Genomic DNA, 15,302 nt, shown 5'->3' on the forward strand with positions numbered 1-15,302 from the left:
CTGGTTCAGAGCAGCGAACGCAGCCGCAGCAGATCGCGGAAACCCGCTTCGAGTCTGACCCGCCCCGAGCCCCACGCCTTGGCGAAGTTCAACTCGCCGTCAACCATGGCCACCAGATCGTCGCCCGCCATCGCGAGCCTGATCTGCGCCTTCTCACGCGGCGGTCCTTCGTGGGTGTCCAGCACCTCGATCCGGCCCTCCTCGATCCGGCCGGTGAAGGTCGCGTCGAGGTCCGTTATGTGGCAGCTCAGCGAGCGGTCGAAACCGGCCGCCCCGCGGATCCCGTGGTCCGCCCGCGCCATGTTGTCCGAGAGCTTTTCGAGTGCGCTGCGGCACTCCTCCTTCGTCGCCATCGTGATCGACGGTACCCCAGGGCTTCGCGGTAGCGTCTGGGCATGAGCGACGAGACGGCGGGCCCGGCCGACGAGCAGCGGGCCTCCCCTCCCCCCGAGCCGGAGCCGCGGTACGGGACCGAGCCGCGGTACGGGACCGAGCCGCGGTACGGGACCGAGCCGCGGCCGGAGGCGCAGCCGCAGCCCGGGACCGAGCCCGAGCCCCCCGCCCCGGCCCACGACCCCGCGGCCCCCTCACCTCTCGGCATAGAGCGCGTCCCCACCGGCAATCCCGAGGTGGACGAGAATCTGGCCAGACTCGGCGACGCGGACCACCTCCCGGCGGACGGCCACCTCGACGTGTACGAGGATGTGCACCGGGGCCTGCGCGACGCGCTCACCGCGCTCGACGTACGCCCCGGACCAGGCCAGGCCGCCCCCCGGCCCGGCCCCGCGCAGCCGTACGACCACAGGAGCTGAACCGAACGTGGCAGGAGTGGCACGCCAACGCCTCGACGCCGAGCTGGTACGCCGCAAACTCGCGCGCTCCCGTGAGCACGCGACCCAACTGATCGCCGCGGGACGGGTGACCGTCGCCGGCGCCACCGCGACCAAGCCGGCCACCCAGGTCGAGAAGAGCGCCGCCGTGGTCGTCGCCGATGACGGCGGCGATCCCGGTTACGTCTCGCGCGGCGGGCACAAACTCGCGGGCGCCTTCGCCGCCTTCGTCCCCCAGGGCCTGCGGGTCGAGGGGCGCAGGGCGCTGGACGCGGGAGCGTCGACCGGCGGCTTCACCGATGTGCTCCTGCGGTCGGGGGCCCGGGAGGTCGTCGCGGTGGACGTCGGATACGGGCAACTCGCCTGGTCTCTGCGGAGCGATGAACGCGTCACCGTCAAGGACCGTACGAACGTACGTGAGTTGACGCTGGAGATCATCGAAGGAGAGCCGGTGGACCTGATCGTGGGTGATCTGTCGTTCATTCCGCTGGGCCTGGTGCTGCCCGCGCTGGCGCGGTGCGCCGCGCCCGACGCGGACCTGGTCCTGATGGTCAAGCCGCAGTTCGAGGTGGGCAAGGAACGCCTCGGCAGCGGCGGCGTCGTGCGCAGCCCGCAGCTGCGGGCCGAGGCCGTACGGACAGTGGCGCGCAAAGCGGCGGAACTCGGCCTCGGGACACGGGGCGTCACCGCGAGCCCGCTGCCCGGACCCGCCGGGAACGTCGAATACTTCCTGTGGCTCACCGCCGGGGCGCCCGATGTCGACCCGGCCGATGTCGACCGTGCTGTGGCGGAGGGACCCCGTTGACGACGAACGCAGAACAGACCGAGCGGACCGGTGCGGAACGACGCACGGTCTTCCTGCTGGCCCACACCGGCAGGCCCGCCGCGATCCGCAGCGCCGAACTGGTCGTGCAGGGACTGCTGCGCAACGGCCTCGGTGTACGGGTGCTGGCCGCCGAGGCGGCCGACCTGCCGCTCCCGTCGGCCGTCGAGACCGTCCCGGAAGACGCGTCCGGCGCGCTGAACGGCTGTGAACTGCTGATCGTGCTCGGGGGCGACGGCACGCTGCTGCGCGGCGCGTCCTTCGCGCGCACCTCGGGTGTGCCGATGCTCGGCGTCAACCTGGGCCGGGTCGGCTTCCTCGCGGAGGCGGAGCGCGACGATCTCGACAAGGTCGTGGACCGGGTCGTCACCCGCGCGTACGAGGTCGAGGAACGGATGACCATCGACGTCCTCGTGCACAGCAACGGCACGGTCGTGTACGAGGACTGGGCGCTCAACGAGGCGGCCGTGCAGAAGGTGTCGCCCGAGCGGATGCTCGAAGTCGTCCTGGAGATCGACGGGCGGCCGGTGACCGGCTTCGGCTGCGACGGCATCGTGTGCGCGACCCCGACCGGTTCGACGGCGTACGCCTTCTCGGCCGGCGGTCCTGTGGTGTGGCCCGAGGTGGAGGCGCTGCTGATGGTGCCGATCAGCGCGCACGCGCTGTTCGCCAAGCCGCTGGTGACCTCGCCGAAGTCGGTGCTCGCGGTGGAGGTGCAGCCGCACACGCCGCACGGGGTGCTGTGGTGCGACGGCCGCAGGACGGTGGAGCTGCCGGCGGGCGCCCGGGTGGAGGTACGGCGCGGGGCGGTCCCCGTACGGCTGGCACGCCTGCACCAGGCGTCCTTCACCGACCGGCTGGTGGCGAAGTTCGCCCTCCCGGTGGCGGGGTGGCGCGGGGCGCCGCACTAGGCCCTGTCCGCCGGGCGTCGCCGTGTCGCCAAATCCGTATACCGCTTCCACCGTCACACACCGCCACGTCGCCGTACCGCCATGTCGTCACGGGGCGCGAGATGAGCGGATCGCGCCCCCGCGAGCGCCTCCGGGATCGAACCGGAGGGCGGGGGCCGTCGCACACCGGGCTTCGGACCTCGTAAGGTCGTGTCCGTGTTGGAGGAGATGCGGATACGGTCGCTCGGGGTCATCGACGACGCGGTTGTCGAGCTGTCGCCGGGGTTCACCGCGGTGACCGGCGAGACAGGCGCGGGCAAGACCATGGTCGTCACCAGTCTGGCGCTGCTGCTCGGCGGTCGCGCCGACCCCGCGCTGGTGCGGATCGGTACCAAGGCCGCGGTGGTGGAGGGGCGGCTCACCATGTCCGCCGATGCCCCGGCCGCCCTGCGGGCGGAGGAGGCGGGCGCCGAGCTCGACGACGGCGCGCTGCTGATCAGCCGGACCGTGTCGGCCGAGGGGCGCTCGCGCGCCCACATCGGCGGCCGTTCCGTGCCGGTGGGCGTGCTGGCCGAGCTGGCGGACGACCTCGTCGCCGTACACGGCCAGACCGACCAGCAGGGTCTGCTGCGGCCCGCGCGGCAGCGGCAGGCGCTCGACCGGTACGCGGGGGACGCGGTCGCGGCCCCGCTCGCCAAGTACACCGAGGCCTACCGGCGGCTGCGGACCGTCGCCGCCGAGCTGGAGGAGCTGACCACCCGCGCCCGTGAGCGCGCGCAGGAGGCCGACCTGCTGCGCTTCGGCCTGAACGAGATCGCCGCCGTCGAGCCCCTGCCGGGCGAGGACACCGAACTGGCCGCCGAGGCCGAACGGCTCGGCCACGCCGAGGCGCTGGCGTCCGCGGCGTCCCTCGCGCACGCGGCGCTCGCCGGTGACCCCGAGGATCCGTCGGCGGGCGGCGACGCCACGACACTCGTGGGCGGCGCGGGACGGGCCCTGGACGCCGTACGGTCCCACGACCCTGCTCTCGCCGTACTTGCCGAGCGGATGGGCGAGATCGCGATCCTGCTGGCGGACGTGGCCGGTGAACTCGCGGGTTACGCCGACAACTTGGACTCCGACCCGCTGCGCCTCGCGGCGGTCGAGGAGCGGCGGGCCGCGCTCACCGGGCTGACGCGCAAGTACGGCCAGGACATCACCGAAGTGCTCGCCTGGGCGCAGGAGAACGCGGCGCGGCTGACCGAACTCGAAGGCGACGACGACCGGATCGGCGAGCTGACGGCCGAGCACGCCACTCTGCTGGGTGAACTGTCCGTCCTGGCACAGGCGTTGACCGACGCCCGTACGGAGGCGGCGGCGCGCTTCGCGGAAGCCGTCACCGCCGAACTCGCGTCACTCGCGATGCCGCACGCGCGCGTCTCGTTCGACGTACGGCAGTCCGAGGACCCGGACGGTGTCGAGGTGGGCGGCCGGCCGGTGGCCTACGGCTCGTCCGGGGCCGACGAGGTCGAACTGCTGCTGGCCCCGCACCCCGGCGCCCAGCCGCGGCCGATCGCCAAGGGCGCGTCCGGCGGTGAGCTCTCGCGCGTCATGCTCGCGGTCGAGGTTGTCTTCGCCGGGTCCGATCCGGTGCCGACATATCTCTTCGACGAGGTGGACGCGGGCGTCGGCGGCAAGGCCGCGGTCGAGGTCGGCCGCCGGCTCGCGAAGCTCGCCAAGTCCGCGCAGGTGGTGGTCGTCACGCATCTGCCGCAGGTCGCGGCGTTCGCCGACCGGCAGCTGCTGGTGGAGAAGACGAACGACGGCTCGGTGACCCGCTCCGGTGTCACGGCTCTCGAAGGCGAGGACCGGGTACGGGAGTTGTCCCGGATGCTGGCCGGCCAGGAGGACTCGGAGACGGCCCGCGCCCACGCGGAGGAACTGCTGGCGACAGCCCGCGCGGACGCGTAGCGCGAGCCGCGCCGGCGCGGGCGGCGGTGGCGGGCCGCGCGGGCGGCGTACGGCCTCCGCGCTCCGGCCGGTACCGTAAGTGGGGCGCGCCCTGACGTCACTCATGTGAGTGATATCGGGCGGGTAGTCGCCCGATCGACACACCCGCCGTGCCCCCTCGGTGCCGGAAGGTCCGTACCGGCTGGCATCCTTGGGGACGGCACACACCACCGGAAAACAGGAGCCTTGACCACGTGACACAGCTGCGTACGGTCCAGGTCCTCGGCGGTGGCAGTGCGGGCAGCAGCGCGCATGTCAGATCGCTGGCGGCCGGACTCGTCGCCCGTGGCGTGCGTGTCACGGTCTGTGCGCCGGACTCGCTGGAAGCGATCCACGACTTCCGGGGCTGTGGCGCCGACCATGTGCCGGTGGCCCGGCGCGGGGACCCCGTCTCGCTCGGGGCACTTCGGGCCGTCTGCGCCACCGCCGATGTGGTCCACGCGCACGGACTGCACGCCGCCGTACGCGCGGCGGTCGCCCTCGGTGGCCGGCGCGTGCCGCTCGTCGTCACCTGGCACACCCGCGTGCACGCCGACGGGCCGCGCGGCCAGCTGCTCCGGCTTCTTGAGCGAAGAGCCGTCAGGGCGGCGGCAGTTGTCCTCGGCACCTCGTCCGAGCTGGTCGACCGGGCCCGCGAGCGCGGCGCCCGCGACGCGCGCCTCGCGCCGGTCGCGGTCCCGGCCCCGCGCCGGACCCCGGCGCGCGGCGAGGACGAGGGATACGACGCGGACGACAAGGCCCGCGCCGAACTGGGCGCGATGGGGCGGCCGTTGCTGATGGCGGTCGGCAGCCTCGTACCCGGACGGGGTTACGGCACCCTGCTGGACGCGGCGCGGACCTGGCGCGGTCTTGATCCCGTACCGCTGCTGGTCATCGCGGGCGAGGGCCGTGAACGGGCCCTGCTCCAGGGGCGGATCGACAACGAGGGCCTGCCGGTCAGCCTCGTGGGCCGGCGTGACGACGTGAGCCAGCTCCTCGCCGCCGCCGACATCGCTCTCCTGCCCAGCCGCTGGGAGGCCCGCTCGCTGCTGGCCCAGGAGGCGCTGCGGCTCGGTGTCCCCCTGGTCGCCACGGCGGTCGGCGCCGTACCCGAACTCGTGGGCGACGCGGCGGAGCTGGTCCCGTACGGTGACGCCGCCGCCCTCGCGGACACGGTGACCCGGCTGCTGGCCGACCCCGGGCGGCGGGCCGAACTCGCGGCGGCCGGGCCGGTCCGCGCGGCGACCTGGCCGACGGAGGACCACACGATCGCCCAAGTCCTCAGCGTCTACGACGAGTTGGCGCAGTCGCCGCCGAGGTGACGCGGGCCCGAGTCCCTCGCCCACCAGTTCTCGCTCAGCGCACGTGGCGCCGCGCCCGCAGCGCCAGGCTCAGGGCCAGCACTGTCTGCGGGTCGTCCAGGTCCGTGCCGAGCAGTTCGGAGATACGGGCCAGCCGGTTGTAGAGGGTCTGCCGGTTCAGGTGAAGTTCGCGCGCCGTCTCCGCCTTGCGGCCCGCGTGGTCCAGGAACGTCGCCAGCGTCGGCAGCAACGGGGCGCGGGACGTGCGGTCATGGGCGAGCAGCGGGCCGATCGCGCGGTCCACGAACGCCGACAGGTCGGGGTGGTCCCGCAGCCGCCACAGCAGCAGATCGATGTCCAGCCGTCCGGCGTCGTGCCACGGCCGCTCCGGCAGACCCCCGGCCGCCGTCGCGGTCTCCGCCGCGTGGCGCAGTCCCGCGCCCGCCACCGCCCAGCCACCGGGGACCCCGACGACCACCACGGGCCGGGGTCCGCCGGGACGCTCAAGTCCGGCCCGTGCCACGCCCGCCCGCAGCGCCGCGGCCACCCGGTCGGCCACCGCCGCGCGTTCGGACGCGGAGCGCAGCCCGATCAGCAGCGGGATCCGGCCCTCCACGGGACGTACGCCCAGGAGCACCGGCACCCCGAGAATCCCCAGCTCCTCCAGTACGGCCCGGGCCAGCGGCGCCCAGTTGCCCGACGGAGCGGGCCCGGGGTCCAGCCGCATCACCACCGGCAGCAGCGGCCCCTCGCCCGGCCGGAACCCCAGCACCGCGGCCTGCGCGGGCGCGTCGTCCGCCGTGACACGGCCCTCCGCCAGATCGGTGAGGAAATCGCCCCGGCCGCGCGCGGCCAGCTCGTCCTCCTGGCGCGCCTGCATCAGGACCACCGCCAGGATGCCCGCCGCCCGTTCGGCCGCCATCCGGTGCACCGGCAGCAACGGGGCAGCCACCGGAGGCAGTACGAGCCGCGCCCGTACGGAACCGGCCCCGTGCCCGCCACCGGGCACGTCCACCAGCACCGTGCCGGCGGGCGGCCCCGCCTCACGGTCGGCCCGCCGCGCCCGCAGCCCCTCCCAGACCTGGAGCGGCTCCGCGGCCGTCGGGGCCCCCGCCGCACCGGCCGCCGCGTACAGCAACTGCCCTTCGGCGGTCTCCAGGAAGACCGGGTTGCCCGCGAAGTCGGCGAGGATACGAAGCACCTGGGGCACACCGCCCCCGTCGAGCAGCGCGTCCGTGCACCGCCGGTGGACCTCGTCGGCCTGGCGCAGCAGCGCGTAGTGACCGTTGACGATCTCGGTGTGGATCTCCTCGGTCACCGAGACGAACGGCACCTCACGGTGCAGCTGTACCAGCGGCAGCCCGGCCGCCCGCGCCGCGTCCACGACGGCGGCGGGCAGCCGCCCGAACCGCGGTCCCAGTTCCACCACCAGCGCGGCGATCCCGCGATCGGCGAGCCCGCGCACGAAGACGCGCTGCTCGGCGGGGCGGGACCCAAGACCGATGCCGGTGGTGAGCAGCAGCTCGCCGCCCTTGAGCAGCGACGCGATGTTGGGCACCTCGCCCGCGTGCACCCAGCGCACGGTGCGGTGCAGCCGGTCCGCCCCCGCGACGACCTCCGGGAGCCCGGCGCGGAGCCCCGGCAGCTCCAGGGCCCGCCGCACGGTGATTCCGCCCTGATCGTCCATGGGGCCGGACGCTACCCGGCCCGCGCGTCCATGTCCGTCTCCGGACCCGCGGGCCGTCGGCCGCCTCCCGGCGTCAGCCGCCGTACGCTCCCGAAGCCGTCAGGCGCAGCGCCGTGTCGATCAGCGGGACATGGCTGAACGCCTGCGGGAAGTTGCCGACCTGGCGCTGGAGCTTCGGGTCCCACTCCTCGGCGAGCAGGCCGAGGTCGTTACGGAGCGCCAGCAGCTTCTCGAAGAGCTTGCGGGCCTCGTCGACCCGGCCGATCATCGCGAGGTCGTCGGCCAGCCAGAACGAGCAGGCCAGGAACGCGCCTTCGTCGCCCTCCAGACCGTCCACGCCGGCGTCGTCGCCCGCGGTCGGGTAGCGCAGGACGAAGCCGTCCTCCGTGGAGAGCTCGCGCTGGATCGCCTCGATGGTGCCGATGACGCGCTTGTCGTCCGGCGGCAGGAAGCCCATCTGCGGGATCAGCAGCAGCGAGGCGTCCAGTTCCTTGGAGCCGTAGGACTGTGTGAAGGTGTTGCGCTCCTTGTCGTAACCCTTCTCACACACGTCGTGGTGGATGTCGTCGCGCATCTCGCGCCAGCGCTCCAGCGGGCCGTCGGCGTCGCCGGACTCGATCAGCTTGATCGTCCGGTCGACCGCGACCCACGCCATCACCTTCGAGTGCACGAAGTGGCGGCGCGGCCCGCGCACCTCCCAGATGCCCTCGTCGGGCTGGTCCCAGTGCGTCTCCAGATAATCGATCAGCTTGAGCTGGAGCAGCGAGGCGTAGTCGTTGCGGGCCAGGCCCGTCATATGCGCCAGGTGCAGGGCCTCGGTGACCTCGCCGTACACGTCGAGCTGGAGCTGGTGCGCCGCGCCGTTGCCCACCCGGACCGGGCCCGACCTCTCGTAGCCGGGCAGCCAGTCCAGCTCCGCCTCACCCAGCTCACGCTCGCCCGCGATCCCGTACATGATCTGGAGATTCTCGGGGTCGCCGGCGACGGCCCGGAGCAGCCACTCGCGCCAGGCGCGGGCCTCCTCGCGGTAGCCGGTGCGCAGCAGGGAGGACAGGGTGATGGCGGCGTCGCGCAGCCAGGTGTAGCGGTAGTCCCAGTTCCGTACGCCCCCGATCTCCTCGGGCAGCGAGGTCGTGGGCGCGGCGACGATGCCGCCGGTCGGCGCGTACGTCAGGGCCTTGAGCGTGATCAGCGAGCGGACGACTGCCTCGCGGTAGGGGCCGTGGTACGTACAGTGCTCGACCCACTCCCGCCAGAAGTCCGAGGTCGCCTCCAGCGATCCCTCGGGGTCCGGCAGCGCGGGCGGCTGCCGGTGCGAGGGCTGCCAGCTGATGGTGAACGTGACGCGGTCGCCGGGGGCCACTGTGAAGTCGGAGTACGTCGTCAGGTTCTTGCCGTACGTGTCCGCCTCGGTGTCGAGCCAGATCGAGTCCGGTCCGGCGACGGCGACGGTGCGGTTGTCCACCTGGTGCACCCAGGGCACCACCCGGCCGTAGCTGAAACGCATCCGCAGCGCGGAGCGCATCGGCACCCGGCCGCTTACACCTTCCACGATCCGGATCAGCTGCGGCGCGCCGTCACGCGGCGGCATGAAATCGGTCACTCTGACCGTGCCGCGCGGCGTGTCCCACTCCGATTCCAGGATCAGGGAGTCGCCCACATAGCGGCGCCGATCGGCTCGCGGGGGCTCGGCCCCCGCGGGGGAGGCCGGTCCGAGCCGCCAGAAACCGTGTTCGTCGGTCCCCAGCAGAGCCGCGAACACGGCCTGCGAATCGAAGCGGGGCAGGCACAGCCAGTCGACTGTGCCGTCCCGGCAGACCAGGGCGGCGGTCTGCATGTCTCCGATGAGTGCGTAATCCTCGATGCGCCCGGCCACGTGCATCTCCAGTCGAACGGCCACGTTCGCCCCGGGGGGCGATTACTGCGGTCAAGGGTCGTTGACGAGCTCTTTTTCCGGGAACACGGGCGGGGGTAGTGCCGTTTGCCGGCCGGACTCGGCAGCGAATGTCCGAGCAGGATACGACGCACTTCGGAGATCCGCGCAGGTGTCCAGGCAACACAAATGAGCCGAACGAGTTGGCCGACAGTGACACAACCCAAGCCGTCGCAGGTCCGATGACGTGCGGTAACGGGCCGACAACTGGCTGCCGACGGCCTGGTGACCGGGACGTGACCGCATGGTGACCGTGTGCTGATCATTCAGGCTCATGGGGTGATCAACTTGTGATCTTGGGCAGGGGTTGACAGACCGTCAAACACCCTTCGTGGATTGGCTGGAAAAGGTCTTTGTCATGGTGTCCGCGCCGGTTTCGCGGGCATCTCGTCACGAGGTGATTCCGGGGTCGCCGGCGGTCGCGTCCCGCGCGCGTCGCGAGGGCCCGCCGACCGGGCGCCGCGCCGCCCCCGCGCGGCCGACGCGAACGTCCCCCCGCCGTCGCTGATACCCTGGTGGCCCGTGGACGGATGGCCCCCCAGCGCTTCTCGGGGGCCCCGAACCGCAGCGACGGCCGACCCCTCCAGATCCTCCGGTCTCACCGGTGATCCACCGGACAGGGGCGCCGGTACGCACCTCAGACCGCGACCACGGGAGCACCGTCTTGGCCATGCCGAACCGATCCTCGACCTCCTCGACGACCAAGCACATCTTCGTCACCGGGGGCGTCGCCTCCTCCCTCGGCAAGGGCCTGACCGCCTCCAGCCTGGGGGCTCTCCTCAAGGCACGGGGCCTGCGGGTCACCATGCAGAAGCTCGACCCGTATCTGAACGTCGACCCGGGCACGATGAACCCGTTCCAGCACGGTGAGGTGTTCGTCACCAACGACGGCGCCGAGACCGACCTGGACATCGGGCACTACGAACGCTTCCTGGACGTCGACCTCGACGGCTCGGCCAACGTCACCACCGGCCAGGTCTACTCGACGGTCATCGCCAAGGAGCGGCGCGGCGAATACCTCGGCGACACGGTCCAGGTCATCCCGCACATCACCAACGAGATCAAGCACCGCATCCGGCGCATGGCGACCGACGACGTCGACGTCGTCATCACGGAGGTCGGCGGCACGGTCGGCGACATCGAGTCGCAGCCGTTCCTGGAGACCGTCCGCCAGGTCCGCCACGAGGTGGGCCGCGACAACGTCTTCGTCGTGCACATCTCGCTGCTCCCGTACATCGGCCCCTCCGGCGAGCTGAAGACCAAGCCGACGCAGCACTCGGTCGCCGCGCTGCGCAGCATCGGTATCCAGCCGGACGCGATCGTGCTGCGCGCCGACCGCGAGGTGCCGCTCTCCATCAAGCGCAAGATCTCGCTCATGTGCGACGTGGACGAGGCCGCCGTGGTCGCGGCGATCGACGCGAAGTCCATCTACGACATTCCGAAGGTGCTGCACACCGAGGGCCTGGACGCCTACGTCGTACGGAAGCTGGACCTGCCGTTCCGCGATGTCGACTGGACCGTCTGGGACGACCTGCTGGACCGGGTCCACAACCCCGACCACGAGGTCACGGTCGCGCTCGTCGGCAAGTACATCGACCTGCCCGACGCGTATCTGTCGGTCACGGAGGCGCTGCGGGCCGGCGGCTTCGCCAACCGGGCGCGGGTCAAGGTCAAGTGGGTCACCTCGGACGACTGCAAGACGCCCGCGGGCGCGGCGCGGCAGCTCGGGGACGTCGACGGCATCCTGATCCCCGGCGGGTTCGGCGAGCGCGGGGTAACCGGCAAGGTGGGGGCGATCCAGTACGCACGCGAACAGAAGATCCCATTGCTGGGCATCTGTCTGGGCCTGCAGTGCATCATCATCGAGGCCGCGCGCAACCTCCTGGAGAACCCGGACGCCAACTCCACCGAGTTCGACGCAGCGACGGCGCACCCGGTGATCTCCACGATGGAGGAGCAGCTCGCGTACGTGGAGGGCGCCGGCGACCTGGGTGGCACGATGCGGCTCGGCCTCTACCCGGCGAAGCTCGCGGACGGTTCGATCGTGCGGGGCGTCTACGACGACCAGCCGTACGTGGAGGAGCGCCACCGGCACCGCTACGAGGTCAACAACACCTACCGCGCGGAGCTGGAGAAGAAAGCGGGCCTCGTCTTCTCGGGCACGTCCCCCGACAACAAGCTCGTCGAGTACGTGGAGTACCCGCGCACGACCCACCCCTACCTGGTCGCCACACAGGCGCACCCGGAGCTCAGGTCGCGTCCCACGAGGCCGCACCCGCTCTTCGCGGGCTTGGTCAAGGCCGCGGTGGAGCGGCGGCGGGGCGCGTAGCCGCCGGACCCGAGGCGATAACGTTGACCGAGGTACGGCTCTCCCGGCTTCCCGGGATCCGTACCTCGGTTTCCGCTGTGTGGGCGTGTGTGGAGGTAAGTTTCGATGGCCATCAAGGACACCCCCGAGGAGTGGCGGATCACCGCCACCGCGACGCCGTTCCGGGGCAACAAGACCAGCGTCCGTACGGACGACGTGGTCATGCCCGACGGCTCGGTCGCGCGCCGTGACTACCAGGTCCACCCCGGTTCGGTCGCGATCCTCGCCCTGGACGAGGCGGACCGCGTGCTCGTCGTACGCCAGTACCGGCACCCCGTCCGCCAGAAGCTCTGGGAGATCCCGGCGGGCCTGCTCGACATCCCCGGCGAGAACCCGCTGCACGCGGCGCAGCGGGAGCTGTACGAGGAGGCGCACGTCAAGGCGGAGGACTGGCGGGTGCTGACGGACGTCTACACGACGCCGGGCGGCTGCGACGAGTCCGTACGGATCTTCCTGGCGCGCGACCTCTCCGAGGCGGAGGGCGAGCGCTTCGACGTCTCCGACGAGGAGGCGGACATGGAGCAGGCGCGGGTGGCGCTGCCGGAGCTGGTACGGGGCGTACTGGCGGGGGAGCTGCACAACAACGCCCTTGTTGTGGGCGTGATGTCGCTGACCGCCGCGCTGGCGGGGGACGGTCCGGAGGCGTTGCGTCCGGCGGACGCCGAGTGGCCGGCGAGGCCGTTCGACGCGTGAGGGCCGGCTCCGGGGTCTTCCGGTAGGACGAACTGCTGATCCGATTGGGGGATTTGTCGCCGTGCCCCACGGGGTCGGTCGCGCAGCGTGAACTAGGCTCGAATCACCCGTGCGGACATCCGCCGGGCTCGACTCGTGCGCACCCCGCCGGACGGGCAGGGGAAGGAGCGTGGCCGTGACGGACCAGGCGGTGGACGTGAACGGCGGCCCTGCCCGGTCGCGTACGGAACCCTCAACTCCGGCCGAAACGTCGGCACTTGACGCCACGTCGGTCGATCCGGCGGTCGTGTCGGGCGCCACGCCGGCCGGCGCGGCTGTCGCACCCGGTGCCACGTCAGCCGGCGCGGCTGTCGCGCCTGACGGTACGTCAGGGAGGCGGCCCGCCACCCGTCTACGGCCTGTCCCGGACCTCGCGCCGGCCGACGGCGACCCGCCGGCGACGCGCGCGTCGAAGGAGCCGCGCCCGCGCGCCGGCGACGGGAAACCCGACAAGGCCGGAGCTGCCGGAGGCGAGCGCTCCGGCCCGCGCCGGGCCGAGGCCAGGACGGACGCGCGGGTGGACGCGCCAACTCCGGCCGGTGGCACGGTTAGCGCGGCCAAAGCCGATGCACCGGCTCCGGCCCGCGACGCGAGGACGGTTTCCGACCGTGCTCCCGCGACCGCGGCGCATGGCGCTCGCGCGGCGACCGCCGCTCCTGCGGCCGGGCGCACGGAATCCGGGCCCGCCCCGCACCCCGCGACCACTGCCGATGGCGCTCGCGCGGCGACCGCCGCCCCCGGATTCTTCGGGCGGCAGCGGGAGTTGAAGAGCCTGCACAGCGACATCGAGCGGGCCGGGCTCAACACCATCGCCGGGCGGAAGGCCGCCCATACCCGGGTGCTGCTCATCGCCGGGCAGCGGGGCTCCGGGCGGACCGCGCTCGCGCGGGAGCTGGCGCGGCAGGTGGGGCGGCGGTATTCGGACGGGGTGCTGCACATCCGGCTCACCGAGCCGAGCGGCGAGCCCGTCCCCGTCGAGCGCACCGCGCGCGATCTCCTCGGCGAGTTCGGCATCGCCGTGCCGCCCGGCGCCGGTGAGGACGAGCTGTCCGAGATGGTGCGCGACGCGCTGGCCGACCGCCGGGTGCTGCTGCTACTCGACGACGCCCACGACGCCGAGCAGGTCGACCTCCTGCTCCCGGAGAACCCGGACTGCCTCGTCGTCGCCGTCGCGCGCGGTCCCCTCACCGGTATCCCGGACATCCGCCCGTGCACCATCGGCGGCCTGGACGCCAAGGCCGCGATCGAACTGCTCAGCACGTACACCGGAACCGTCCGCATCACCGTCGACCCGCAGGCCGCCGAATCGCTCGCGGAGGAGTGCGGCGGCCAGCCCGCCGCGCTCGCCGTCGTCGGCGGCTGGCTCGCCGCCCGTCCCACGGTCTCCGTCGCCGACGCCGCCAAGCGGCTGCGCTCCGTCCCCTGGGATCCCGAACAGCCGCAGGGCGTACGGGCGTTGGCGCGTGCCTTCCGCTTCGTCTACGAGGAGCTGCCGCCCTCCACCGCCGGGGTCCTGCGGCTGCTCGCACTCGCCCCCGCCGGATTCGCCGACGCCCACACCGCGTCCGCGCTGGCCGGCTGTTCCGTCTCGGCCGCCAGGGCGGCGCTGGACAACCTCGCCGGACTGAACCTCCTGCGGCCTGCGGGGGAGCAGTACGAGGTCCTCGGCTCCCTCGCCCCGTTCATGCGCGCGCTGATGGAGGCCAAGGAACGCCCCGCCGAGGTGCAGCTCGCCAGGGCGCGGATGCTGGAGCGGACCGTACGGCTGCTCCAGTCCTGCCGCGCCGTCACCGAGCCCGACGGTTCGCAGGCGCGCAGGAAGCTCGCCGCCCTGCCCCGCGCCGTGCGCTTCCCGAACACCCGGGCCGCCGCCGACTGGCTGCGCTCCCGCAGGCCCGCCCTGCTGGCCTCCGCCCGGCTCGCCGTGGCCGACGGCGGGCTGGACACCCTCGCCCGCAGGCTGGTCTCCGCGCTGGTCAGGGCGCTCGCCGCACACCAGGGCACGGACGCGGCGGCCCCCGACCTGTACGGGCTGCACCAGCTGGTCCTCGGTGTCGCCGAGCGCCAGGGCCTGCACCGTGAGGAGGCCGCGGCGCTGCTCAACATCGGCGATCTGGACGCCCTGACGGGCCGTACGCACGACGCGCTGGCCCGGTACCGGTCAGCGCTGGACGCCGGAAGGGCCGCGAACGACCACTACGCCACCGGCCGCGCGATGGAATCCGTAGGCGGCGCCTACCAGGAACTCCAGGACTGGCACCGCGCCGCCGACTGGTACGGCCGCGCCCTCGCGCAGCGGCTCAGCCGCGGCGAGCGGGCCGACGAGGCGCGGCTGTACGGACGGCTCGGCACCGTCCACACCTGCGCGGGCCGCTACGGCGAGGCGCTGCGCCACTGGCGCGCCGCCTCGGCGGGCTTCCGCAGGCTCCAGGACCTTCCAGGTCAGGCCCGCGCGCTCAGCGAGGCGGCCAGGGTCCTGGAGTACGCGGGCCGTCCCGAGGAGTCGCTGGGGACCTGCCAGGAGGCCGTGGAGTACGCCCGGCTGGCCGGGGACACCCGGCTCCAGGCCGCGCTGGAGCTGCGGCTCGCGGACACGCTGGACCGCCTCGGCGACCCGACGGCGGCCCGGCTGCACCGCAAAGCCTCCGGCCGTCTGCTCTCGACCGACTCCTCTGCGGGCTGATCCGCCTACGAAATCCGAAGCGCCTCGGTAGAACGTTGATGCTTTGCAAGGCTAGACAGTGAGAAGTCCTTCATTAGAATGGCTCTG

11 protein-coding genes are annotated in these 15,302 nt (G+C 72.8%); 8 read left to right on the top strand and 3 right to left on the bottom strand.

The window, feature by feature from the left end; genetic code table 11:
- Positions 1–5 precede the first annotated feature (5 nt).
- Entirely contained in the window at positions 6–353 is a 348-nt protein-coding gene (locus OIE74_RS30710) for an SCP2 sterol-binding domain-containing protein (protein ID WP_329389383.1), read from the bottom strand.
- A 42-nt stretch (positions 354–395) separates the two neighbouring features.
- On the opposite strand from OIE74_RS30710, the gene OIE74_RS30715 reads away from it, so the two are divergent.
- The 5 genes from OIE74_RS30715 (at position 396) to OIE74_RS30735 (ending at position 5,833) form a co-directional block, all read left to right on the top strand.
- Positions 396–812 (top strand): hypothetical protein, encoded by a 417-nt coding sequence (locus OIE74_RS30715; RefSeq protein ID WP_329389385.1) that lies wholly within the window; start codon positions 396–398, stop codon positions 810–812.
- 7 nt (positions 813–819) lie between these two features.
- Complete coding sequence (locus OIE74_RS30720; RefSeq protein WP_329389387.1) at positions 820–1,635, top strand: TlyA family RNA methyltransferase; 816 nt, start codon at positions 820–822, stop codon at positions 1,633–1,635.
- Entirely contained in the window at positions 1,632–2,564 is a 933-nt protein-coding gene (locus OIE74_RS30725; protein WP_329389390.1) for an NAD kinase, read from the top strand. Before OIE74_RS30720 ends, OIE74_RS30725 begins: the two co-directional genes overlap by 4 nt.
- A gap of 189 nt (positions 2,565–2,753) precedes the next feature.
- Positions 2,754–4,493, top strand: coding sequence for a DNA repair protein RecN (gene recN, locus OIE74_RS30730; protein ID WP_329389392.1), 1,740 nt, complete (start codon positions 2,754–2,756; stop codon positions 4,491–4,493).
- Between the two features lie 233 nt (positions 4,494–4,726).
- Positions 4,727–5,833 (top strand): glycosyltransferase family 4 protein, encoded by a 1,107-nt coding sequence (locus OIE74_RS30735; RefSeq protein ID WP_329389394.1) that lies wholly within the window; start codon positions 4,727–4,729, stop codon positions 5,831–5,833.
- 34 nt (positions 5,834–5,867) lie between these two features.
- On the opposite strand, the gene OIE74_RS30740 is transcribed toward OIE74_RS30735, so the two are convergent.
- Positions 5,868–7,499 carry a PucR family transcriptional regulator gene (locus OIE74_RS30740; RefSeq protein WP_329389396.1) on the bottom strand — a complete coding sequence of 544 codons (1,632 nt, stop codon included), beginning with the start codon at positions 7,497–7,499 and terminating at the stop codon, positions 5,868–5,870.
- A gap of 73 nt (positions 7,500–7,572) precedes the next feature.
- Positions 7,573–9,381 (bottom strand): glycoside hydrolase family 15 protein, encoded by a 1,809-nt coding sequence (locus OIE74_RS30745; RefSeq protein WP_329392507.1) that lies wholly within the window; start codon positions 9,379–9,381, stop codon positions 7,573–7,575.
- Positions 9,382–10,102: 721 nt separating this feature from the next.
- Here OIE74_RS30745 and OIE74_RS30750 point away from each other — a divergent pair.
- The 3 genes from OIE74_RS30750 to OIE74_RS30760 all read left to right on the top strand — a co-directional run bounded on the left by OIE74_RS30750 (position 10,103) and on the right by OIE74_RS30760 (position 15,215).
- Positions 10,103–11,761 carry a CTP synthase gene (locus OIE74_RS30750; protein ID WP_329389399.1) on the top strand — a complete coding sequence of 553 codons (1,659 nt, stop codon included), beginning with the start codon at positions 10,103–10,105 and terminating at the stop codon, positions 11,759–11,761.
- A gap of 105 nt (positions 11,762–11,866) precedes the next feature.
- Positions 11,867–12,493, top strand: coding sequence for an NUDIX hydrolase (locus OIE74_RS30755; protein ID WP_329389401.1), 627 nt, complete (start codon positions 11,867–11,869; stop codon positions 12,491–12,493).
- Between the two features lie 802 nt (positions 12,494–13,295).
- Positions 13,296–15,215 (top strand): tetratricopeptide repeat protein, encoded by a 1,920-nt coding sequence (locus OIE74_RS30760; RefSeq protein WP_329392508.1) that lies wholly within the window; start codon positions 13,296–13,298, stop codon positions 15,213–15,215.
- The last annotated feature ends 87 nt before the right edge of the window (positions 15,216–15,302 follow it).

The sequence above is a fragment of the Streptomyces sp. NBC_01716 genome (assembly GCF_036248275.1).
In the GTDB taxonomy this organism is placed as follows: Bacteria; Actinomycetota; Actinomycetes; order Streptomycetales; family Streptomycetaceae; genus Streptomyces.